19 protein-coding genes and 1 tRNA gene are annotated in these 24,737 nt (G+C 36.4%); 6 read left to right on the top strand and 14 right to left on the bottom strand.

From position 1 onward, the window contains the following. Positions 1-55: 55 nt before the first annotated feature. From ACFSYC_RS04130 to ACFSYC_RS04115, 4 genes are read right to left on the bottom strand one after another with little or no spacing between them, the layout of a single operon-like run. On the bottom strand, positions 56-988 hold the full coding sequence (locus ACFSYC_RS04130) for a hypothetical protein (RefSeq protein ID WP_377123824.1): 933 nt from the start codon (positions 986-988) through the stop codon (positions 56-58). Between the two features lie 49 nt (positions 989-1,037). Further along, the gene (locus tag ACFSYC_RS04125; protein WP_377123822.1) at positions 1,038-2,216 is read right to left on the bottom strand and encodes an acetyl-CoA C-acyltransferase; all 1,179 of its coding nucleotides are present in this window, start codon (positions 2,214-2,216) and stop codon (positions 1,038-1,040) included. 33 nt (positions 2,217-2,249) lie between these two features. Further along, complete coding sequence (locus tag ACFSYC_RS04120) at positions 2,250-2,417, bottom strand: Arc family DNA binding domain-containing protein (RefSeq protein WP_377123820.1); 168 nt, start codon at positions 2,415-2,417, stop codon at positions 2,250-2,252. A gap of 3 nt (positions 2,418-2,420) precedes the next feature. Further along, positions 2,421-2,960 (bottom strand): hypothetical protein, encoded by a 540-nt coding sequence (locus ACFSYC_RS04115; RefSeq protein WP_377123818.1) that lies wholly within the window; start codon positions 2,958-2,960, stop codon positions 2,421-2,423. A gap of 240 nt (positions 2,961-3,200) precedes the next feature. On the opposite strand from ACFSYC_RS04115, the gene ACFSYC_RS04110 reads away from it, so the two are divergent. The 5 genes from ACFSYC_RS04110 to ACFSYC_RS04090 all read left to right on the top strand — a co-directional run bounded on the left by ACFSYC_RS04110 (position 3,201) and on the right by ACFSYC_RS04090 (position 7,860). Then, positions 3,201-5,264 carry an HD family phosphohydrolase gene (locus ACFSYC_RS04110; RefSeq protein ID WP_377123816.1) on the top strand — a complete coding sequence of 688 codons (2,064 nt, stop codon included), beginning with the start codon at positions 3,201-3,203 and terminating at the stop codon, positions 5,262-5,264. Between the two features lie 151 nt (positions 5,265-5,415). Next, a tRNA-Ser gene (locus ACFSYC_RS04105) sits at positions 5,416-5,502 on the top strand. Between the two features lie 299 nt (positions 5,503-5,801). Continuing rightward, complete coding sequence (locus tag ACFSYC_RS04100; protein ID WP_377123814.1) at positions 5,802-6,251, top strand: GNAT family N-acetyltransferase; 450 nt, start codon at positions 5,802-5,804, stop codon at positions 6,249-6,251. 70 nt (positions 6,252-6,321) lie between these two features. After that, entirely contained in the window at positions 6,322-6,705 is a 384-nt protein-coding gene (locus tag ACFSYC_RS04095; RefSeq protein ID WP_377123812.1) for a response regulator, read from the top strand. Between the two features lie 24 nt (positions 6,706-6,729). Beyond that, entirely contained in the window at positions 6,730-7,860 is a 1,131-nt protein-coding gene (locus tag ACFSYC_RS04090) for an acyltransferase family protein (protein WP_377123810.1), read from the top strand. A 56-nt stretch (positions 7,861-7,916) separates the two neighbouring features. Here the strand turns inward: ACFSYC_RS04090 and ACFSYC_RS04085 are convergent, their stop codons facing one another. After that, positions 7,917-9,470, bottom strand: coding sequence for a glycosyl hydrolase family 28-related protein (locus ACFSYC_RS04085; RefSeq protein WP_377123808.1), 1,554 nt, complete (start codon positions 9,468-9,470; stop codon positions 7,917-7,919). A 557-nt stretch (positions 9,471-10,027) separates the two neighbouring features. On the opposite strand from ACFSYC_RS04085, the gene ACFSYC_RS04080 reads away from it, so the two are divergent. Beyond that, positions 10,028-13,306, top strand: coding sequence for a non-ribosomal peptide synthetase (locus ACFSYC_RS04080; RefSeq protein ID WP_377123806.1), 3,279 nt, complete (start codon positions 10,028-10,030; stop codon positions 13,304-13,306). Positions 13,307-13,601: 295 nt separating this feature from the next. Here ACFSYC_RS04080 and ACFSYC_RS04075 read toward each other — a convergent pair whose 3' ends face one another. The 9 genes from ACFSYC_RS04075 to ACFSYC_RS04035 form a co-directional block, all read right to left on the bottom strand. Continuing rightward, a complete protein-coding gene (locus ACFSYC_RS04075) occupies positions 13,602-14,024 on the bottom strand; it encodes a hypothetical protein (RefSeq protein ID WP_377123804.1) in 423 nt (140 codons plus the stop codon). 114 nt (positions 14,025-14,138) lie between these two features. Then, on the bottom strand, positions 14,139-14,621 hold the full coding sequence (locus ACFSYC_RS04070) for a glycosyltransferase (protein ID WP_377123802.1): 483 nt from the start codon (positions 14,619-14,621) through the stop codon (positions 14,139-14,141). A 16-nt stretch (positions 14,622-14,637) separates the two neighbouring features. Then, positions 14,638-15,495 (bottom strand): hypothetical protein, encoded by an 858-nt coding sequence (locus tag ACFSYC_RS04065; protein ID WP_377123800.1) that lies wholly within the window; start codon positions 15,493-15,495, stop codon positions 14,638-14,640. Between the two features lie 684 nt (positions 15,496-16,179). Then, positions 16,180-18,507: a GumC family protein gene (locus ACFSYC_RS04060; protein ID WP_377123798.1), complete on the bottom strand. Its 2,328-nt coding sequence runs from the start codon at positions 18,505-18,507 to the stop codon at positions 16,180-16,182. A gap of 16 nt (positions 18,508-18,523) precedes the next feature. After that, on the bottom strand, positions 18,524-19,279 hold the full coding sequence (locus tag ACFSYC_RS04055; RefSeq protein ID WP_377123796.1) for a polysaccharide biosynthesis/export family protein: 756 nt from the start codon (positions 19,277-19,279) through the stop codon (positions 18,524-18,526). A 185-nt stretch (positions 19,280-19,464) separates the two neighbouring features. Then, entirely contained in the window at positions 19,465-20,928 is a 1,464-nt protein-coding gene (locus ACFSYC_RS04050; protein ID WP_377123794.1) for an oligosaccharide flippase family protein, read from the bottom strand. A gap of 76 nt (positions 20,929-21,004) precedes the next feature. Then, entirely contained in the window at positions 21,005-22,012 is a 1,008-nt protein-coding gene (locus ACFSYC_RS04045; RefSeq protein ID WP_377123792.1) for a glycosyltransferase family 4 protein, read from the bottom strand. A gap of 177 nt (positions 22,013-22,189) precedes the next feature. After that, a complete protein-coding gene (locus ACFSYC_RS04040; protein ID WP_377123790.1) occupies positions 22,190-23,317 on the bottom strand; it encodes a glycosyltransferase family 4 protein in 1,128 nt (375 codons plus the stop codon). A gap of 100 nt (positions 23,318-23,417) precedes the next feature. After that, positions 23,418-24,632 (bottom strand): O-antigen ligase family protein, encoded by a 1,215-nt coding sequence (locus ACFSYC_RS04035; protein ID WP_377123788.1) that lies wholly within the window; start codon positions 24,630-24,632, stop codon positions 23,418-23,420. Positions 24,633-24,737 lie beyond the last annotated feature (105 nt).

The following is a 24,737-nucleotide window of genomic DNA, read 5'->3' as shown; positions in this document are numbered from 1 at the left end:
ATTCTGTTAAATGTAATAAAGCATATTTACAGGTCTGATTATTAAGAAATTGTATTTATTGCACACGTTTTTGCCTGGCTGGTTCGGCCTTTATTGGGCGAGTTTGTTGCTGCTGTACTCTTGGATCAACATAGCCCTCGTCCATCTCGTTAGGTATATTGCGCATGTCTATATTATCAACGTAGGTCCACTTACCGTTTTTAAGTTGGTATCCGTTATAAGTAAGGTCTGGGCCGTAAGTTTCCGGCTGGTCTTTATTCCGCTTATCTGGCGGAGCCAGATTATCAAATACAATTAAATTTTGAGCCGGGACATGTTTTAACAGCATAGAAGCCTGGCGTGCGTACTGAAACACTACACGGCTCCGCTTTTTGTTATTCCCTTCAAATATAGGCATCCCAAATACCGGTTTATCGTCCTTAAAAGATAGTACGTCTATCACCCTTTTGGTAGATTTATCTGTATAACCTTTCCACCCCAATAACACATAATAGGGTTTTATACTCATAACGGGCACGATGGTATAATACTGTGCGCCAAACCAGGTGCGATTATCAGCCACCGTATCTTCCGGGTTTTTAATTAACGGCGAGTAGTCTTCCAAACCGTATAATTTTAATGGGCCACTGGTGTTCATTTGTATAGCGCCATAAAAGCGATAGCTACCGTCGTTATTAGCGACATGCCAGCTGAATATTCTGAATTTATTGTCGGGCGACTGAGTAAGCGATATCGTTTTCAGCGAATCGAAAGGGTAGGTAAATGAGTTATTTGTTTTTAGCGCGGTAACCAATGTTTTTATAAAAGCATAATTAGCATTTTTACGTTCAAGGTCATTTTGATTATGAACAAACTCATTGCCAAGCTTTTTTAAGCTGTCCTGGTAAGTATTAAGTTGATTAATGTTATTGGCAACAACTGGCTGCTGCGCAAACACCCGCGACAGCAATAGTATTAAAATCAAAACTAAAAAGGATTTTTTTGGCACTATTAATCTCTTAATATAGGTAAGCAGTAAATATAACCGATTTTTATCCTTAACGTAAATTTTCAATAACAATTGCGCTGGCTCCGCCGCCGCCGTTACAAATGCCTGCTACACCAAACTTGCCGTTGTTTTGCTGTAATACATTAAGCAGGGTAACCACAATCCTCGCTCCGGATGCTCCCAAAGGATGCCCTAATGACACCGCGCCGCCATTTACGTTTACTTTGGCTCGATCGAGTTTAAGTAGCTGATTATTGGCGATAGCTACTACCGAAAACGCTTCATTAATTTCATAATAATCAATATCGTTGCCAGTTAATCCTGCGTGCTGTAAAGCAAAGGGTATCGCTTTGGCCGGGGCCGTAGTAAACCATTCTGGCGCTTGTTGAGCATCGGCATACGACAGTATACGTGCTAAGGGTTTAATGCCCAGCTCTTCGGCTTTATCACGGCTCATCAATATTACTGCCGCGGCACCATCATTAAGGGTTGAAGCATTAGCGGCTGTTATAGTACCATCTTTTTTGAATACTGGTTTTAGTGACGGGATCTTATCAAACTTGACGGTTGCCGGCTCCTCATCGTCACTAAATAAAGCTATCTCGCCTCTTTTATTTTTGATTTCGATTGGAGTTATCTCGTTTACAAACTTACCACCATTCTGAGCGTTAATGGCACGATTGTATGACTCAACAGCATAAGCGTCCTGTTCTTCGCGGCTAATATTACAGTCTGCCGCGCAAAGCTCAGCCGCAGATCCCATGTGGTAATCATTATATACATCCCACAGGCCGTCTTCAACCAAACCGTCAATCAATAAGTCGTTACCCAGTTTATAGCCTGTCCGGGCTTTAGATAGGTAGTAGGGCGCATTGCTCATGCTCTCCATGCCGCCGGCTAGTACAATTTCATTTTGACCCAGTTCTATGCTTTGCGCAGCCAGCATAATGGCTTTCATGCCCGATGCGCAAACTTTGTTTATGGTTGTAGCAGGTAAAGGCGGTAGCCCGGCAAACGTGGCCGCCTGGGTAGCGGGTGCCTGGCCTAAATTTGCCGACAGCACGTTGCCCATAAAAACTTCCTGGATATGGGTTGGTTCTAGACCTGATTGTTGAACGGCTGATTGGATAACGATAGCCCCTAATTGTGTGGCTGTAAAGCCTGACAGGCTGCCGCCAAAGCTGCCAATAGGCGTGCGGGTGGCCGATACAATGACTACTTCTTTCATTAGATAGTTATTTGGTGATACGAAATTATCTAATTATTCTTCCTTCTTTTTTTTTAAGGTTTTTTTTCTGACTTGTAAAGCTTGTTGCAGCAGGTATTCAACCTGGCCGTTGGTGCTTCTAAATTCTTCCCCGGCCCAAATTTCTATTTCCTTCAACATTTCAGGATTGATACGTAATATAAAAGCTTTTTTTTCGGCCATAAACTAGGTTATTACTGCTGCGGCCTGCGCTTGCTTTAGTAATATTATATTTGCGCCAACTAAGCTTAGTAACGCCAAAGGAATGGGCTTGTTGATTAGGTTTTGATCAAAAGTTATGGTAAAAGTTTTTGAAAAACCAGCGCAAGATTTCAAGGTCATAAAGTTACCCAATTGTTTGTTGCTCCAAACCATTTTTCTTGAAAAGATCCCACCTTCACGAAGCAGTTCGGCATTTAGACCGCTGGTGAGCGAAATGTAGTTCTTTGAGTCCCACATATTCCGAGTATAGGTGCCTAATACCTCGTTGCTACCGGCGTCGATAATTTGCGTTTGTTTTGCAAAAAAACCTACCGGTTTTATGATAAAGCTCCCCTCGGCCGTCTCGATTTTTTTATCGCGGCTAAAAATGCCGCCACCCGCACAGCCCAATGAACCATATTCAAACTGATTGTCTGTTAAAATATACCTCGATTTAAACCATCCCTGACGGATAACCATCAATTCAAGGATACGTGATGGGTCAAGTTGTTGAAAGTTATTCATTATTTTAGTGATAAAGTGTGCCGGTGTTAACAATAGGATTTACGCTTTTATCACCGCATAAAACAACTAAAAGGTTGTATAAAGGTTAAATAACCTGAGGGAGGGTTGATAATCTTTTCAGTATTCATTTCATTTTGATTTTAAAGTGATATCATAAAGATATCAAAATTGAAATGACAAAAGCAATAAAAAAATACATATCTATAAAATATGCTATTTTTGAGGCGCTTAATATTTTAAATGGCCACACTCTCCATTTCGCGCCAAAAGGCAGTACTACGCAAATACGCCCGCAACGTCAAGTTTATCATGATGGTGCTTAGTATTTGTTTGATAGTTTTTTCGTTGCCTAAACAGGCTAAGTTTAGTTATGAAATTGAGAAGGGGCGGATCTGGAATCAAAAAGATCTGGTATCGCCATATAACTTCGCAATACTAAAAACACAAACCGAAATCCAAAACGATCGTAAAAACGCTCTTGCCAGCACTACGCCGCTATTTCAGTTAAATACCGATGTCGCGACGCAGCAAATTGACGGGTTTAAAAACGATTTGGAGATAAAGTGGCATAATGCAGGTATTGATGATAAGCGTAAGCCCAATTACCTGAATGTTGGCGTGGCTTTACTGACCGATGTTTATACTAAAGGTGTTTTTAGCCCTAACGTAAAATACGATAAAAATCAAGGATATCCGGTAGTGATACTGCATAGAAATGTATCCACAGAAAAGAATTCATCGGACCTGTTTACCCGCGAAACGGCTTTAGTTTACTGTGGCGAGATCTTAAACGGGCACCCCGAAATTGACAGAAGTTTTATGCTTGACTTGTTGCAAAACAGGCTACAAGCTAACGTAGCGTTTGACGGTAAACTTACCACAAGGCTTGAAACCGAAGTGCTTGATGGCCTGTCGTCAACCCGTGGCATGGTTCAGCAAGGCGAGACTATTATCGCCAAAGGTTCTGTTGTTAATGATGATGTTTACCAAAAGCTTGAATCATACAAAAAAGCATTTGAAGATAATGCCCGGGTTAATGGTAATCCTAAACTGGTGCTGGGCGGGCAGTTGTTATTGGTGACGATAGCTATATCGTTGCTGATGATATTTCTATTTCTATTCCGTAAAGATATTTACGCTGATAACCGCCTTGTAAGCTTGATTCTATTGGTTATCACGGCCATGTTGGGTACACTGTCTATGGCTATTAAGCTGCAATTGCCAAATCTGTATTATATACCTTATTGTATAGTACCTATTATTATCCGCATTTTGTTTGATACCCGTTTGGCATTAAACATACATTTGCTCGTGGTAATGATTGCCGGTTTCTTTGTGCCTAATAGCTTTGAGTTTGCTTACTTTGAGATCACAGCCGGGATGGTATCTATTTATAGTATTAAAAACCTGGTGCGCCGCGAACAGTTTTTGATCTCGGCGCTTATCATCACCTTTACCTATTTTGTATCATTTTTAGGTATCTCCTTAATAAGAGAGGGTAGTCTGGTAGACATAGATTGGAGAAACTTTGTACCGTTTGTTATCAGCATGATATTAACGCTGCTAGCCTACCCGCTAATTTATCTGTTCGAGAAGATTTTCAATATTACCTCGGACATCACGCTGATTGAATTAACTAATACAAATGCGCCTTTGTTGCGTCAACTGGCTTTTACTGCTCCCGGGACGTTTCAGCACTCATTGCAGGTAGCCAACCTTGCCGAAAATGCTATTTATGAAATTGGCGGCAATGCCTTATTGGTTAGGGCCGGAGCTCTTTATCATGATATTGGTAAGATGGAAAACCCATTGTTTTTTATAGAAAATCAAAATTCAGGCTTTAACCCACATGATAAATTGCCGTACGAAGAAAGCGCGCAAATTATAATTCGGCACGTATTAAAAGGTATTGAGCTTGCCGAGAAAGGCAATATTCCGGATGTTGTTGTAAACTTTATCCGTACGCATCATGGTAATACGCGGGTAGATTATTTTTATCAGTCCTACTTGAAAAATTTTCCAGAAAAAATTATTGATGAAAATACTTTCAGATATCCGGGGCCTATCCCTTTTTCAAAAGAAACTGCAGTTTTAATGTTGGCCGATTCTGTTGAAGCCGCTTCGCGATCATTAAAGGAGCCCGATGAAAAATCAATCGGCGGGTTGGTTGATAGAATTATAAAATACAAATTAGATCAAAACCAACTGAATGACAGTAATATAACCCTTAAAGATCTGGAAACTATCAAAACTATATTTAAACGCATGTTGATGAGTATTTATCACGTGCGGATAGATTATTAACTGTTTGTTGACAGTTAAGTGGTTGATTAAGTGATTAGTCGTTGTTAACGGCTATTTATTTGCTCAAACTAACTGAAAATATTTTTTGTTGACTTAACCTAATTGCTATATTTGCAGTCCCTTGGAAAAAGGGGCTTTCTTTAAAATAAACGGTGAGGTGCCTGAGAGGCCGAAAGGATCAGTTTGCTAAACTGACGTACGGGAAACTGTACCGAGGGTTCGAATCCCTCCCTCACCGCTCCAGTGCATATCGACAGCTAAAAAAAACCTGTAAATTTTTGATTTACAGGTTTTTTGTTTTAATGCACACTCCGTAAAACAGTTACTCGAGGGAGTTGATTTTAAAAGTTTGGTGACTGTTCTGTCGCCCGCATTTCGCTAGCGATCCGTTATTCGTAAAACCCAACCTACACTCTTCAATATAGACCGAAGTTATTTTAAATCTGTTAAAACTAAATTGCCGTTGTTATGTAATTTAAAGGAAATATGTAAAACGGGGAACCAGTTTAAAAATAACTGCCCAATTAAATTAAATCGATGGAAATACGCCCACTTGAAGCTAATAATATAAAGGCTTGTGCAGAGATATTTATTCAAACTTACAATCAGGCACCCTGGAATTATGCTTGGACACCTGACGATAGTGTAAAATACTTGAAAGAATACGCTTCATCCCCACAATTTAAAGGTTTTGCTATTTATGAAGGTAGCGAAATTGCAGGTGCATTATTGGCCCACACAAAAACATGGTGGAACAGTACACAGTTGTTTATTGATGAATTATTCGTTTCGCCTCAATTTCAGAAAAGAGGTTGCGGCAAGCAGTTAATGAAATATGCTGAAGAATACGCGGAGGATAATAATTTACAGACAATAACATTAATGACTAATAAATTTATGCCGGCCATGAATTTTTATCTGGACAATGACTTTATTCATGCACAGCCATTTGTAATATTATTTAAAAACATACAACCTGAAATATAATTGGTAAAGTATTTGTTATCATATAAGCAAATGGCAAATCTTGCTTTTTTTACCCCTTAATGTTTGACTAATGCAAAAGCGAAAAATATTGATAATAGAAGACGATCAGGATATTTTAAAGGTTCTTGAAACTGTGCTTAATTTTAATAGTTTTGAGGTAATGGGGCTTGACCGGACAGATGATATTATTCAAAGCGTTGATATGTATAAGCCAGATTTGATCTTAACCGATTATTTATTGTCTGGAATGAATGGCGGCAAGATTTGCCAGTTTATAAAAAGCAACGAGAAAACATGCCACCTTCCAGTAGTGTTAATATCTGCTTATCATGAGTTGGTCATATCACTTGGTAACTTTGGTTTTGACGCGTTTATTCCCAAACCGTTTGATATCAATAAACTAGTAAGCACTATAAATAACTTATTACGTCAAAAACAATCCGCAATTAATTGATCCTGAGAGACAATTAAATTTAACATGATTTTTTTCAATAGTAGCAGCATTCTTAGTAGAAAGCGTTGGGTTTTTATTGACTCTGATAAAGGAATAAGTATTCTTTTAGTCGGTTTTGGACATTGTCTCGCCGTGTTAGATAACCATGGGTTGGCATTATACGATTATCCCACAGTTAAATATATTAGCGTTTTTTTATATGGATTTAGGATGCCCTTATTCTTTATTATCTCGGGCATATTTATATCTGCTGGCCTAAAAAAGAAGCAATTAAATGGTTATGTGATCAACCGGATGGATACAATATTATACCCATTAGCAGTTTGGGGTTTTATAGAGATTACTTTTCAGCTTATTACAGCGCGGTACACCAATAATGGTATTACCACCATGAACTATCTCAATTTGTTTATTGATGCGCGTAAAACCGGTCATTTTTGGTATCTAAATACGTTGTTCTTTATAGGCGTTGTCTACGCATTCTTAAAAGCAAAATTACAGATCAAACCATTTTATCAGGTTGCGCTCGGGCTAATTTTATACGCTATTTCAAGTTACATCCATCTTAACGATCTAAAGGCAGCTTTTCTAACGGACGTTTGTGAGTTTTACATCTTCTTTGCTATAGGTGACCTGCTATCAAGCCCGGTTTTAAAACAGGAAAATATTGATCGGTTTTCGTCTTTTAAAATATTTTTTCCGCTGTTAGCGGTTTTTTTGGTAATGCAATACCAGTTTGCAGAATATAATATGCAAGGTGGTAAAGAAGGGATTGATTTTGTAGAGCATAAGATGCCATTTTTCTTCTTGGTGGAGGCTTTAATTGGCTGCGCTATTTCTCTTAACGTATCTTTCTTATTGCAAAAGTATAACGCACTTAAATTTTTAAGAGTAATAGGATACCACTCCCTGTACATTTATTGCATGCAAATAATAGTGATGACTATAGGGCGGGTAATTATGGTTAATATATTAAAAATTACCTACGTTCCGGTTCTGATAATTACGATTTGGACTGCCGGGACGGTAATACCAATACTTTTTTATAATATTTGTATGAGGTATAATATATGGTGGCTTTTTACCTATAAAAAGCCTGCCAACCAGCGACCCGGGTATGTCCCACAAATGGAAGGCCGCCCGTTAAATTCATAAATGCAAAAAGCCATAACAATATTGTTATGGCTTTTTGCATTTATGAATTGCTGCTGTTAGCCGGCAGTATTGTCTGCAACTATTGCGAAGCCTAATTGGTAATAATATTCAGACACGATACCCATTAGCAAGTTTACACCTTTGTTGTTTTCTATGTGCGGTTTTGAATCGCCACCATTTTCACTTTGTATTTGCACTGCGTAATTTACTGTACGGTTTGTACCGGTTTTAGTGTCAGCAACTTTGTTGAAACCTACATATAACCCAGGAGTAGTGCCGTTTATTACAATTCCTGAAGCTTTTTTAGTAGTAGTACCAACGTTTGTAATTGTATTTGAAACAACCATTCCCGTAGTATTTAAAATAGAAATACCATCTGCTTGTGTACCCGTAATGGTATTCGCCTTAGCAGTAACGTTTTTATAATGGTTAAAGGCTATGCCATTACCAGGCATAGAAGAGTTAATTACGTTAGAAACAACATCGACATTCAGTAGTCCACTAGTATTACCATCCGGGTCGGCTACGTTAATTGCTGGCGCAGTGATCATGGAAACACCTGTTATGTTCTCGTAAGTATTAGTAAAGGTATTGTCACTGATATTTACATTTATATGGCCAAAACAGTCAATTTGACCTTGATAAATTTTGTTGCCATAAATTTTGTGCGATCCGCTACGCACATCAACACCGGCAGTATAGCCTGCATAGAAGAATCCCATTGCAACAGCTCTTCTGTACCTTACAGCAGGGCCACCTCGCTCGATTGGGCCATAACCATCTGTGAAGTTGAAAATATTGTTGTATACAGAAATATTTTGAACAGTTTCATTCAAGCTATGTCTTTCTATATCCACCCCAGCTACAAAATAGCCGTTACCATGCACATTATTGTTGTAAAAAGAACCGCCGTTTGTACAGCAGAACATAACACCCTCACGGTAGATATTATAAAATTCACTGTCGTGCACATTAACATTATAAGTTATACGCTGATTGATCGAACTTAAAAAAGTATCGCCAAATAAAAGGCCATCTCCGCGCAGATTTTGAAATTTGCAATCTCTTACCTCAATGTTTTGGCCATTATTAATACTTAAAGCGTGGCCATATTCGTAGCTTGCGTCATAAGTTTGTCCAAAGCTAGCACCATCAAAATCGATACCTTGTATTACAATATCGCTTACTGTAGGCTCATCCCACCAGGCCTGGTAAAATAGCGAAGTTGGATTGTGTCTGCCGGTTGATAGTTTAATATGGCAGGTTGCAGGGCTGTTACCTTGCAGACCCACGCCGTTTGCCAAAGCTATGACACCGCTGTTATTACCGGCAGTTTTTATTAAATAAGTTCCGTCCGGGAAATAAACAGTTGGCACCTTATTTGCTTTTGCTTGGGTAATAGCTTTAACTATTGCCTGGGTGTCGTCGGTAATTCCATCGCCTTTGGCACCACATGATTGTACGTTAACTATTGGCGTGGTAATTGTAGTATTAAAACTAGCTGTTGAATTTGAAATTTGAATAGTAGGAGTGTTTTGAGGTTGTAGCGTGTTTTCTTTTTTGCATGAAAATGCTAATAAAACAACTGCTGCAGTTAGGAGTCTTTTCATATCTTATTAGTTCGTATATAGGGGTTTTCGAATTTTCTTAAACATCTAACGTAATTGTAACTATAATGTTACTCGTTGATAAAAATTATCAGCTACTCTTCTTTTTAATTAATTGGCTTAATCAAACTACTGTTAACCAATCGATTATTTTTCTATATAACGTCAACTTTTAAAGGTTATTTCTTTAACCCCGATGTTTCTTTTATATTTTAACGAAAAATTATTTCTTGATGTTTCAAACATATTGACTTTTTTTCAAAAAAAGAAGCCGAATTTTAATTTTTGGCAACATTTTTTCCACAATATATTTATAATTAATTGTATGGTAAAAAAAACAGTATTTCGAAGACTGTAGTTTTTGCAGGATTTCTAAAAAAAAGTTGGAATATTTATATTTTCTAATAAACAAACCGCTATAAAGTCTGTTATTTAAAAATAAATGCAGATCCCCCCCTGATTGATCTGCGGTTAACGTATAATTGATTTTTTGACATTTGGATTGATTCATTGGAGTAACAAATTCAGATATTCGCAACAAGAACACCGACTAAAACAGCATGATTGATATCTACATTGAAGACGAATTAAAAAAGTCTATCAAATTATTAACCCACGAGATAAATTTAGACTTAAGTACCCTGTTTATATCGGTATTTAATATTTTATCACAACGCTATTCGGGCCAGGAAGAAATTAGCTTCGATCAATCGTTATTGATTCAACAAGAGCAACATAATATTGATAACACCCTCGAGGTAACCAACTTCAAAACCACTATTACAAGTAAAGCACTTTTTTATGATTTTGTAAAACTACAGGAGCAAAGTCTGCTACAAGCTACAAGCTTTATCAGCGCCAAGAATTTAAATAATGAAACCATAACGGTTTCTGAAGGCGTGCAAAATAACATTTTTAAAGCCCTTTTTGTTGTTCAAAAAGCCGCTTCGCCCGCGTTTGCCAGTAACGTTGAGGTAGACAACGTAGTTACCAAGGTTTTAAGTCAATTTGATTTGTTTCACATCGGATTGCTTTTAAAACAGAATGATTCCTTTTTTGATATTTCTTTTTTTCATAATCAAAACTCGGTTGACATAAATTTCGTTGAGCAATTCAAGAACCATTTTATCAATTTGTTATCGGCTGTGATTAGTGATCCCGGTAAAGAAATCGGCGCCTATAATATTCTCTCCGCTGCCGAATACAATTCCATTGTAGTCGAATTTAATAATACAATAGTCCCTTATAAAAAAAATTATACGCTTCACGCATTATTTGAAGAACAGGTTTTAAAAACACCGGATGGCGTCGCATTATCCAAAGGTGCCAACGCTCTCACTTATAAGGAACTTAATAGACTGGCTAACAACCTATCGCGTAAACTGATTGATAAAGGATTAAAACCGGCAGATAATGTTGGGCTAATTGTTACGCGAGATTTTGAAATGATCATTGGGATGCTGGGGATTTTAAAAGCAGGTGGGGCATACGTTCCAATAGATCATGATTATCCGGTTGAACGGCAGCATTATATTTTCAATCATTCAAAGTCAAAAATTATTGTCGCTGATGACACTTATCCTATTAAAGATATAGTGGGTGAGGAGAAATACACGCTGGTTGATCGTCAAGAAGCTATAAGTGGAGATGAATCAAACCCCGAAATTACGATAAGCAGTACACAACTCGCGTATACTATTTACACATCAGGCTCAACCGGGCAGCCCAAAGGCGTAATGATAGAACATCATTCGGCCGTCAACCTGGTATCTTGGGTAAATGAAACTTACGATGTTGATCAAACCGATAAACTGCTGTTTATCACCTCTATGTGTTTCGATCTTTCGGTTTATGACATATTTGGGATGCTTGCTGCCGGCGGTACACTGGTTATTGCCGAGAAAAAAGAAATTCAGGACGTTACTACACTACAAGATATGCTTGTTAGTAATAACATTACATTTTGGGATTCCGTTCCAACTACCATAGATTACCTGATTAAAAATCTGGAGAGAGAACGCCCCGCCTATAGCTATCCCGGCTTAAAGACAGTTTTTATGAGCGGTGACTGGATTCCCGTGGACTTGCCGGATGGTATAAAGAAGTATTTTCCTAAGGCGCGTGTTATTAGCCTCGGCGGAGCTACTGAAGGCACAGTATGGTCTAACTATTACCCAATTGATGTTGTGGGAAAGGACTGGGATAGTATCCCCTATGGTAAACCAATTGACAACAACTTTTTTTACATACTAAATGAGCATTTGCAACCGGTGCCAATTAATGTGGTGGGTGATCTATACATAGGAGGGGTAGGTGTTGCTCGGGGTTATGCCAATGACCCTGAAAAAACGAATGCTGCATTTATTCCGGACCCCTTTAACAAACAGGCAGGCGGCATGATGTACAAAACCGGTGACCTTGGTAAAATGATGCCCGACTTAAATATGAAGTTTATTGGCAGAAAAGATAACCAGGTAAAAATTAATGGTTTCAGAATAGAGCTGGGAGAAATTGAAAATGTTTTAAAAAGTAGCGAATTAGTAGCTAACGCCGTTGTGTTAGCCAAGAACGATACCAGCAACAATAAAGTTTTGATTTGTTATATAGTTTGGAAGGATGGCCGTTTTGAGCAAGAGCGAATAAATATTTTTCTAAAAAACAAGTTGCCTGGATATATGATTCCCGGCATTTGGATAGAACTCGAAAAATTACCCCTGACATCCAATGGTAAGATAGACCGAAAAAGTTTAATGGAGTTGGATGTCTCGATTTTATTAAAAGAAAAAGTGTTAGAGTGTCCGGGTACACCTACAGAACAAACGTTATTTGATATATGGAAAGACGCCTTAGGATTAAAAGTATCCGGAATCAATGATAACTTTTTTGAACTGGGCGGGCACTCGCTAATGGCTGTACAAATGTTAGCTCATTTTAAAAAGGCGACTAACATAACATTCCAGTTGGCTGTATTGTATCAATATCCTGATATAATATCATTGGCAAAATTTATTGATACTTCTCAAAATTCTTTTAATTATAAGTTCTTAGTTCCTATTAAAGGAAAAGGCAGTAAAACACCGCTCTACATTGTACAAGGCGATAGTGGTAATATTCTTAATTTTAGTAATATAATTAGATATATAGATAGAGACCAGCCAGTATATGGCCTTAAAGCAATAGGTTTGGATGGTATCCACGCCCCTTTCGAAGATTTAAAGGACATTGCAGCCCACTACATCACAGAGATCATTCAACACAATCCAGACGGCCCATATTTGGTTGCCGGATATTCGTCAGGAGCTTATGTCGCAGTAGAGATTCGCAAACAAATGATTGAAATGGGGAGGGATGTGCAGCCGTTGATAATTATTGATGCTGATGCCGGGATGACAGAATATAAGTTGAGGTATAAACTGATTCCAAAAAAAATAAAAAGGCATTATCCCAAAATCTTAAATTTTTTAAAATCGTCTTTAACGCAGCCCTCTTTACTAGTAAAAAATAACATTTTTTTTAAGTCTTTTAGCCATTCTAAAGAAAGTATCGACAGCGGTTTTTCTGTAGAGCAGCTCCGGGAAATAAAAAGTAAACGTGAGCGTGCATTTCGAAATTACATCATAGAACCATTTAATGATAAAGTTACTTTGCTCAAGGCAACAATAAGTGTGCACTATATAGACCAGGGAAATGTGTTAGGCTGGGAGCAATATGCTAAAAAAGGAGTGGATCTGTATAAAGTTACCGGAGATCACTTTTCAATCTTGCTGCCCCCGCATGTTGAGGAATTTACGACGACCTTACAAGGTTATTTAAACAAATCCGGCACTGAACTATATTAAAATAGCGATTCTCATACTATTAATAGGGAGGTGCGGTGGTATTGGGCGTTTATCATACTGAACGTGGCGGAAGCAGTATAACTGAAAAATTAACGGAGAGGTTTTGGATAGGTAGTCTATGGAGCTGCAATAAGTCTGCATTCTAATAGACATAAAAGGTAGTTAAAGCTAACTACTAACTGAGCTTTATAGTATATGGTGCGAGAATAATCCTTAACAGACTCCCATAGAGGCGTCTATTACTGTTAAACTTTGTTGTTGCTTATATTATCCACGCACCATAGTTCATTTTCTGCTAATTTGTAACAGTATAAGTAAACGTTACAAGGGATCCGCCGCTGGAAGTAGTTTGGCTATTTACAGGGCCTATTACTGAACCTTTATAAAGAGGATAAACATATACAGATCCCTTAGCGCTTTGTGCGGTAATTTCAATTTTGTCACCTAGATTTGGTGTAAATGGATACTCAAAAGAATTTCCTGTACTTTGATTCCCTTGCTGGATATCTTCAACCCCTGGACTAGCTGGATTAGTTCTTTTTATAGTTACCGTGTATGCCACGCCGGATGAAGAGACCTTCACTCGGAAGATTTTATTATTGATATCATAGTCGCTTGTTGACTGGCCGGTATTTACGGGCGTTACGGGTTCGGCCTTTTTGCAACTAAAAACAGAAAGTGCTAAGAAAAGCAAAGTGGGGGTTAAAAAATTTTTCATGGTGGTAGTTTAATTATTAATAGTCAGTTTATAATATTACAAATAGCTTAATTTAATGTTTTAAATAGAAATAATAATTTGCGCTGACCGAAGTATTTATGTAAAGTGTGTTTATCAGTATTTAATAAAATTATTTATTGAGCTAATTATTTCATTTGAGGCAACATCACTTATACTGTTGCGAGGCTTTAGGTTATCTGGCCACATTTGTTTGAACATGGTGACCAATTCGTCCTCGTCATAAGCGACGTTAACGTAGTTAAGACGATCCATTTGCCTGCTGGTGGCTAATTGATGCTCGTTTCTATGTTCGTTATATTTGACTAACCGCGGTATAACAATAATTGGCTTATGTTTAACTAAAGCGGATATGATAGTACCCATGCCGGCATGGCTAATAATTAGTTTAGAATTATCAACATAGCCATTAAATTCTGCAGGTGATATAAAGCCCAACACTTCAATGTTTTTGGCTTGGTAGGCAGAATTTACTGCTTGCGCAACAAACCGTACGCCCGGCAGTTCTGCAGCAATATTATCAATAGTTTTAATTAGCCTATCAAATGGCAATTGAGTGCCGGCTGTAACAAAAATCATATTAAATTACTTTGAATTACAATAAGTTCCCGCTATAAACTAGTTTTGGCTCAGTTGCCAAATGCTCCCATTGTGTATAAACCCTGTCGGCCAGCCACATGGCTATTGAGCCACTAAGAGATAGTTTCTCTGCATTAGCAATACTGTCTATCCATATTGTTTTAATACCCAATATTTTCCCTACTAATATTCCAAGTAATCCTGGGGCTGCGCCAGTAGTAATGATAACATGAGGTCTTAAAAACAAAATGTAACCGCATACTTTAACTACACACCTAATTAAATCTATTTTACTGTCTTTATTGGCATCTGGCACGGTGTAAAAAGCATGACCTTCTACTGTATCTTTAAGGGTCTTTTTATTCGAAATGAACGTAACGCTCTTTTCTTTAAACAGAGGCATAATCCTTAAAAGCTCTATCCAATGCCCGCCGACAGATGCTATCGCTAATATGTTAGCATTTCTATTTTCAAAATCTAATTTAATAAGTGGCATCAAAACGTAACATACTATACGACTAAACGCGAAACCGGAGATAACTATTAATGAGTAAATAAAAGCAAAGTGGATAACAACATGTACGCTTAAGATATATGCTGAAAATAATACAACATGAAAGGTAACACTTCGCCAGGTCGCTTTATATATATCACTCAATTTATAGATGGTATACTCACTATAAAGCCTGAACATACCAGTACTGATAACCCAAGATATCCACATAAAGGCTACGCCTGTATACATGTCTGGGTTAGTAAAAAAAATACCAAACTTAGTGGCAAAGTGAAATCCAGCAAATAGACAAACATTTAACAGAACAAAATCTGTAAGGGCTAGCATAGATCTAAGGAAGGTGAGTTGACGTGTTTGCATAAAATATAATTTCGTAAACGTTAACAAGGATAATGCCAACATCAGTCAACCTTGTATTTACAAAAAATATTTTAGCTAAATAGCTGTTAAATGACAAAAAAACAACCTCAAAGCTATCCTAGCAGGCAGCGTTCAAGAGTTCGTTTTAAACAGTGTATTTTATACACTACGAACAAAGTAGTCAGTAGTATTTTTAGTACAAAATATTAGTGGTTTGCGGGTACCTGCCAAATCAAAAAGCCAGACAAAGCAAATAAATAAGACCTCCAATAATTAAATTACCCAGTATCAAACCTACTAACATTGCTTTAGCAGATACCGTTCCTCTTGGCAGCACGCGGCCAGAAGAGACCTCTTCTGAGATTGAAAGATGTTTCACGTTGTTCATACCCTTTGAACGGAAGCGGAACTTAAAAGGTTGCATTATTTTTTGTTAAAGTGAATTTTTTAGACTAATAGATGATATTTTAATTGAAATACTATCTATTAATATAGTTAAAGTTAATTCCCACCTACTAAGTGTTTGGTAATGAGTATATTTAGTAGGTTAAAAATACTAAAATAATATTTATAAAAAAATAATACGGGTTTTATAACAAATAAATTTCGCTTACATATCTGGTTAAATTAAAAAAGCACCAATTCTTCAAAAGAATTAGTGCTTTTCTAAACGGTTTGGATCTGTTATTCTATAGCTGTATTGCCATAGTAAACGTTGTCATATTCGTAACCGTAACCGTACCGTTTATTGTTAACTCCATTAAATAAAATTTGCATTTGAGGAAGTTTATTTTCTTGGTTTAAATGCTTTATAAATTTTAATTCGGCCTTTTTTGTGAAACCTTGTCTCACAACATATAAGGTGGTCTGCGCATACCGAGCTAATATTAAGGTGTCTGTAACTAAATGCAACGGCGGGCTATCAACTATGATACTATCATACTGGGTTTTCAATTGCTCAATTAACTCACCCAAGCGCTCACTTTCCAATAGTTCAGAAGGGTTATTTACCGTTCCTCCACCGGTTATTATATCTAATGTGGGTGATATCCCGGACTTTGAAATTATTTTGTCCAGAGAGACGTTTTTTATAATATAGTCTGTAATTCCCGGCTGATTGGTTAATTGTTTAAAAAGGGTTTTCAATTTAGGCCTTCTTAAGTCAAGATCTATAAGCACAACCTTTTTACCAGTAGAAGCTAAGGCAATGGAAAGATTACTGCTAATAAAACTTTTACCTTCTGCTGCCACGCTGGATGTAATTAAAATAACGTTTGACAATTCTTTGTCCTTATTCAGATAAAATAACTCTGACCGAAGCGCCCTAAACTGCTCACTGATTAGGTTATTATTTTTATCTGTTAAGACAAATGGATTTTCGGATTTGTGGACGTTTATGTCGGTTAATATTGCAAGTCCGGTTTCGTTTTCTAAAGTTTCTGGGTCCACTATTACCCCATTCAACATATCTTTAACAAAGATGAATATTATTGGTAAAAGTAGTCCAAGCATCAATGCCACAAAGTATACAATGCTCTTAATTGGCCATTTAACCGGGCCGCTAAATGCATTATCAATAACACGATAGTTTTTTAGTGTTGTGGCATAATTTAATGACACTTCTTCTCGCTTTTGCAAAAGATACAGATACAGGTTTTCTTTGATAGATTGTTGTCTTTTTTTACCCAGTAATTCCCGTTCTTGAATAGGTATACTTGATATCTTTGATTCGACATTGGTGTTAACCGATTGTATTTTCTCAAGAGCATTGTTGAGCGAGGACTTAATGTTTTGAACGTTTTCTTTTATAGATGCCCTCGTTGTTTGTATTTGCCTGTTTAATTGTTCAAAATCCGGGTTAGTTTCTGGTGTTGTTGCCAGTAATTTTTGTCTTTCAAGTTCAAGTTGCGAAAGTTTTTCGACCGAACTTACTAAGGTAGGATCGGAAATGCCGATAACAGCGGGCACATTATTTCTGTTTTGAGGCGATTCGATGTATTTTTCTATTCCTTTAATTACACTTAATTGAACATTTATTTCATTTAAACGGGCGTCATTCACTTGTAAATTATCCAGGTTATATTTCGAGGTAGCATCGATATCCGTTATTTGGTTGCTGCTTTTAAAGTCTTGGATATTCCTTTCAGAACTACTTAATTCGCCGGTAAGAGAAGATAGTCGTTGGTCTATAAAAGCTATTGTGCTTTGAGTTTCCTTGTTTTTAGCCTGAACCTCTGAGTTATTATACACGTAAATCAAATGATTTAAGATATCCTTTCCTCTTTGTTTTATATGATCTGTTATCGTGAGGTCAACCGCCGAGGAAAGTTTGTCTTTTAAGCTTGCATCTATCGCTTTTTGATAATCTGTTGTGATTTTATCCGGATCAAGCATTGTTAACTTGATCTCCGCATTTTTGAAATTTACTATCTCTGATGTTGGCTTTAAAGTCCAGGTACCTAAATCTGATGAAATTGATGTATTAAACTTATGTTCTTCTGATTTTCCGTCAACGTCAATAGCAAAGGATTTCTGGTCTTTAATTCTTATTGTTAAGGTATGTTTGCCGTCAATCCCTTTATGAGGTGCCAACATTACGAATTTGAATGGCAGTGTTTCGTACAGATCATTGTATTTCCAGCCATCTTTGATTTTATAAGATGTGGCTAACTGCAAGTCCGAAACAACTTGGCCTATTAAATTAGTCGATTTTAATTTTGCTATCTCATTCTCCGTTATCTCAGACGAGTTAGGTAAATCAATTTTATTTAATACCGATTTGTCCTCTTGGGTGTTGTTCTCCTTATTTTCATTGATTAATAACGTTGCCTTGATTGTATATACCGGGGCGACATATTGAAGATAAACGAAGGCTATTACCAGACATATTAATACCGAGCCGAGAAAGATATACCAATGATGTTTATAGTTATTAATAATGTTTTTGAAATTTACTGGCTGTTTCTTTTCTTTTTCAATTGCAAAGGTTGATAGCTGTGTGTTGTTATTCATGGGTTTGAAATGAGAATTAATAACTTCGTGAAACTAAAATTGCAATTATAGACAGGGCTGAAAGCACTATGGTTGCATATCTGAAACCAGTATCGTTAACAGATGCAAATTTAGATTTGCCTGGTTGTACATAAATTTGGTCGTTGTTTTTTAAATAGAAATAAGGAGATTCCATTACATTCTTTGAGGTCAAATCAAAGTGAATGTATTTTCTTTCTCCGTCTTCCACTCTTATCAAGAGCACGTTTTTACGCATAGCGGTGATATTTAGGTCGCCTGCAAGTGTAAGGGCTTCTGTAACGGTTGTTTTCTCATTTTGCAATGTGTAAACATTTGGACGAGCAACATCACCATAAACCGCCACTTTAAAGTTAAGTATCCTGATATTCACAACCGGATCTTTATATAGCGTCAGTAGCTTTGTATTAAGTTGTTCTCTTATTTGGGACGTAGTTAAGCCTGCAGCTTGAAAATCTCCTAGTAAAGGCAAATGAATTAAGCCTTTTTCGTCGACGAGATAGCCGGAAACTGAATTTTCAGATGCTGCGTTGCCTTTGTCAGAATTGAAAATTGCAGATGATTCGGGGTTTCTACTGGTAACAGTTATGCCTAAGACATCTGCCGGCTGAACCGTTAATGATGAAGCATTGTTTACTTTTTCATTCGAATTTCCGTTTAAATCCTGAAAATAAGGTATATGCTTATATGGTTGGCACGATGAAAAAATTAATACTAATAATAAAGTAAATTGAAGTGCGCTGCGTTTTATCATAAAAATTGACTCTTATAGTTTTGTAGTGAATGATTTTAAATAACTTAAATGTAAGTAGATGTTTTGTTGTGTACAAAATACACTCGATTAACAGTCTGACTCATTATAAATTCATAATTCGGCGTTTTGTTTTATAAATTTTAAATTCATAAAATATTGGAAATCATAGCAATCGTATCCTGTAGTTATAAATTTTGTTTTGTGAGTAACCTAAATCTGTAAGTATTATTCTTAGCTAATAAGAATAACCCAACTGCTAACCATGCTAGGATAAACAGCAAATACGGGTTTGTTGCTGTACTTGCAATAGAATAAAAATAAACGAACCCGGCAGTTATTATATAAAAGCTTACTGCCGACATTACAGATGTCAGCTTGTTTTTTATCATAATTACATCTTGCGAGATATGAAAAATTAGAAATGATGCGAAGATAGAGTAGTTAACCATTGAAAGTGATTTCACATAAGTCAACCCCACAATACAGATAGTGAAATTTATGATCAATGCGAAAATGTTAAATAACATATCCAATTTTTCTAAATTGATCGTAATAAGCATATTAGCTTGTAACAGTACCGTTGGAAAAACCAGAATGGTTAAGAACATTTGCTGCGTATAGTGGGCATTACTTAAGTAGCTATTGCCAAATACCAAAGGGACTAGCAAGCCTGAAAACGAGTATATAAAGGTGTATGAAAATAAACCGAACAGCATATAGTATAAATGCATCTTTTTATAGAACATTTTAAACTTTTCGGGATCGTTGTCATTGTAAAGTTTAACCAACATCGGGAAAACTGATGTAGATACTACCACAGGCAATATTTGAGCGATGTTGAATATCTTGAATGATATTTCATAGTTAGCAACGTCAAATGGGGTCAGCATTTTGGAAATAACAATATTGGCAAGGCGCCAATTGATGATGGATACCCCACCAATAATGATAAAAGCCCAGTTTGAAACTATCAGCTTTTTCACATCAGCATATAAGATCTTATATTTTAGAAGCATCTTAATATTGACAACATTAGAAGAGCCAACTGTCAAAAATAAATTAAGCGTAATAAATCTTAACGCTATTAATATTATTGAAAGCGTGATAATGTCAAAAGGATAGATGTATAAAACGCACCCAGCAAGAAACTTTATAAAAGTTTCAATAGTTAATATTATAAAGGTCTTTTTCTGCTCGAACATAGCGACATTCAAGCTTTTTATAGCATTAATTATATTGTCAAATATCACGTTCGATCCTAGTAGTATAATCAGAATCCGCGTGTATTGATCATCATACAGTAAATAGGCCAACCCAATATTAAGCGCGAAAAATGATACGCCGAAGTAAGTTTGCATTTTTAAAAACTTACTGGTCAACTCAGGCTTGTTTTCGGCGCTAATAAATTCTCTAATAAACCACTGGCCGAGCCCCATGGTAGAGAATGCAGTTACTAATTGATAAATGGCATTAGCAACAATATATTTCGCAAAGATTGGAGTAGGGTACTTTCTAGCTAAAATCACAAAAAATAAACTGAGAAATACAGTTTGCGATAGTTGAGATAGGATGCCCCAACTGCTGTTTTTTACTAAATTACTATTAAATACGCCGCTAACATATTTCTTACTTCTATCAATGATCTTCATTTGACGTTTGTAATGATTTTAAGTGGCAATATTGTGTTTAAAGAAATGGGTTGCATTGTCTGTATGTAATATTAGATTAATTGGAAGCTATTTGTTTGATTTTCTCGATATACTGGGCCACCATTTTGTCGTATGTGAACATAGCATCATATCTCTCTCTACTCTGTTTACTCATGATTTGATAATCATCATTGCTAATTTTTACTAAATCATTTATTGTTCCGGGCAAATCGTCCCAATCGTCTTTCAATAAAATACCATTTTGCCCGGGTACTCCAATTTCAAGATTACCCCCCACGTTGTTTACTAAAAGCGGCTTTCCAAACATGGTACCCTCAATCAATGCAATAGGCAATCCTTCTTGTATTGAATAAAGCATTAAATAATCATAGCCACTTATAATTGATAAGGGATTTTCTACAAAACCCAAAGCTTTAAAGTTGATAGAACCGGAGCATTGCTCTAATAGCTTATCGTAGTCAGGCCCAGTGCCCGCAAAGTGAATTTCAATAAGAGGTGATATCTTTGCTTTTAAGCGTTCAACAATTTCAAGTTGACGTTTTACATTATTTACCCTGGCCGAGTAAAGAATTTTTATTTTTTCTTTAGGCGCATAGTAATGAGCTATAGGGGCGGGGCATTCATCTTTAATGCCGTTATATATCAACTGTATATTACGCCCTTTTAAACTGAAATAGTTCACTAGGTTTTCCGTGACTTTCCCTGAGATAGAAATGATATTATTCGGAAAAAACGATACTGATTTCAAAGAATCATAAACGTTATGATGTACGTAAAGGATTTTTGTGTTTAAAAAGAAAACCCGTTTAATTACCATTATAACTGCCATTATATTCCTGGCATGAACGATGAGTATTTTATTATTTAAAAAGAACGGATTGGCAAATTTTACATACTCTCTTTTATCAATTTTGTATTTAGGGTGTACCTTGTCAAAGTTTACTAAGCCAAGTACTTTGGCATTGTATTTACCCTTGATGCCATTATGTACATCCATCAATACTTTTTGCGCACCGCCAAAATGATCCATGTCTGTTGTGAGCGATAATATTTCTGGTTCCATGTATTTTAATGTTACTAATTCTTGTACCGACAATTACATTCTAACAATTTAATTGGGTAACTTTCTGTCGTCAGATTTTACTGCATTATAATTCGCTTATAAACCTATAGTGTATTGATACCATTAGCTTAGTTTCGATCAACGCACTCGTTAAGTTAACACGTGGCGCTTTAACGGCTATTTACTGTCGATATTTACAGTTTCAAAAAATTTAGCGTACTCCTGCGTTATGTCTTTTATGTTTATAGCCTTTGCTATGAATGTCTTTAAATTATCGACTAACGAATCGTACCCTACTTCGTCTAGATTTATGCAGATCTCCATTTTTTTGGCCAACTCGGCTGCATTCTCACTTTCAAATAAATAACCGGTTGAGCCATCCTCAATATATTCGGTAAACCATTCCAATTCCGAAGCAATTATCGGTATGTTATAATTGTATGATGTTAACAACACACCGCTTTGGGTAACGTCCCTATAGGGTAGGACTAGGAAATGCGTACCAGACAACAAGTCTGGTACTTCGTCTGTTTCTACGTTACCTATTTTTAACGTAAATTGTTCTGGACGCTCTATTTGCTTGTCGTACACCTCCCATTCGTCACATTTACCAGCTACAACTACATGGAAGTTATCATAACGTTTTCCCAATGTATTTGCTGCCTCAATTAAGAAATCTAAACCTTTATTGGGCCGGATAATGCCAAAAAATAGAAAGTAGGTTATCTTCTTATCTGTTATACGATTGTTTTCTTTTAATTCCCCAAAGTCTTTTAAGTACAAAGGAGTGCAAAACGTTTTTTTGTTTTTAAATTTCTCGTTGAAAATTTTAAGTTGATTTTCAGAAAAAATATGAAAGTTATCATACGTTTTCATCAAAAAATTATTGTAAAAAGTGCGTGCCATATAATTCTTCATTTTGTAGTGCTGCACCACATCATGTATAGCTATCACAAACTTTTCTTTACTCAAAAACAAAGGTCTTAAAAAGTGTAAAAAAGGCGTGCCGGCAAAACTGTCATAAATAACATCAGGATTTAATTTTTTTAAGATTTTTAGTACCTTGATGTGGAAAAATATACTTAGCGGGTTCTTCAACTTCCCTAATTGCTCAAGTAGTATCAAGTTTACATTATTTTGCTTGCAAAACGTATTTATTTCGTCCTCTTTAAACCAGCCGTAGCCTCTAAGGACCACCATCCAGGTAATATTAAATTGATTAGAGTTTGAAGCATTCATTTCCTTTACAATAGGCATATCTACATCCAGCATGTCTTCGCCGGTTAAAAAGATCACGTTTCTCATGCGTTATATTTTTTGAACTTAAATTCGGGGATTAAACCGAAATTATCTGTAATTGTTTGGTGAATTTTGAATATGATTTTATCTGCATTTATAATCAACGTTATAATCCAACACTGTATTTATTGTTAAAATAATTAAAAAGTAAAAATATTGGGAACGTAGAGTTTGAAAGCGGGGCCCAATCGGTAAATCCATATATAACAAATGTTATTATCAACCCTATTTGGGTTAAAGAGAAAATAACATTGTTGTTGATAGCCAAGTTCTTTTTAGCCTTAATTATTGAGGAAAATATAAAGTAAATCCAAGCTATAAAGCCAATAATACCCGTTTCTGCCATAATAATAATGTGCGTATTATGTATTGGGTTAGATGACAAGAATTTATTGTGAATTTCTTTTACAAAGCTTATTGAATGATTAATGTATTCAACGTGGGTATTTACTCCTACTCCGATAATTGGCGACCTTTTAAATATTTCTAAACCAATAAGCCAGTGATCTAATCGTGCCTGATACATGTCGTCAGCGTCTGTTTTCAAGAACACGTCACTTAACGGTGAGTAAAATATTAGCCAGTAAACTACCAGTAGTGCCGGCAATATCCCCAGGAAGACGGTTTTGATTGAAAAAAGTGCCTTATCAGAGTTTCTGTAGATAAAGAACACGATGAACAGCACAAACACCAATGTAATATATGACGTGCGTGAGAATGTTAATATAATCGTTGCTGCACTTGCGAAAAGTAAGATTAAACTTAGGGTTTTTCGGTAATTACTTAAATAGGTAGCGAAAAAGAAGGTAGAAGCTATAGTAGTATACAAGCCCAGGTTTGCGGGAGTTACAAAAACACCAATGGCGCCAGCTCTGGTACCCTCCCTTGTTGACCATTCTTCACCACCGGCCTGAAAAAGCGTTGTAACAAAAGACACGCCCATTAATGGATAAAGCAATGCGAGTATAAATTGCAATACACACAAAAACATAAAGCTGGCGAAAACCGCTTTTACCACTTCGGCCGGAGTAATATAATTACTTACGAGCTTGAAAAAGCACACGTAGGAAAGCATTGTAATCGCGAAAGCTATCGATGCTAATTTAGCAAAATTGTAAGGGTTACAGATTGAGATTACTACCAATGCTAAAATTGCATATATCCATCGTTCGTTTTTATAGTAAGTTATAATACTTTTATGTTTTTGTATAAACAACAAGGCTACTGAAGCCATTAACGGGATAGTGATGAATATCTTTGAGGTAAAAGTACCGGTACCATCGTAGCTAGTATAAAGAGGAGTAAATACCGGTATCGACATTTGAAATGGGATGCAGGTAATCACAAAACTCAATATTAAGTAGCGTGGGTTTTTGCTTTCAAATAAAGACCAGGCAAAATATATAAATATGAGTACTGCAAAAAT

The organism is Mucilaginibacter antarcticus (assembly GCF_042686155.1).
Lineage (GTDB): Bacteria > Bacteroidota > Bacteroidia > Sphingobacteriales > Sphingobacteriaceae > Mucilaginibacter > Mucilaginibacter antarcticus.
This window is presented reverse-complemented; position numbering and strand designations above follow the sequence as displayed.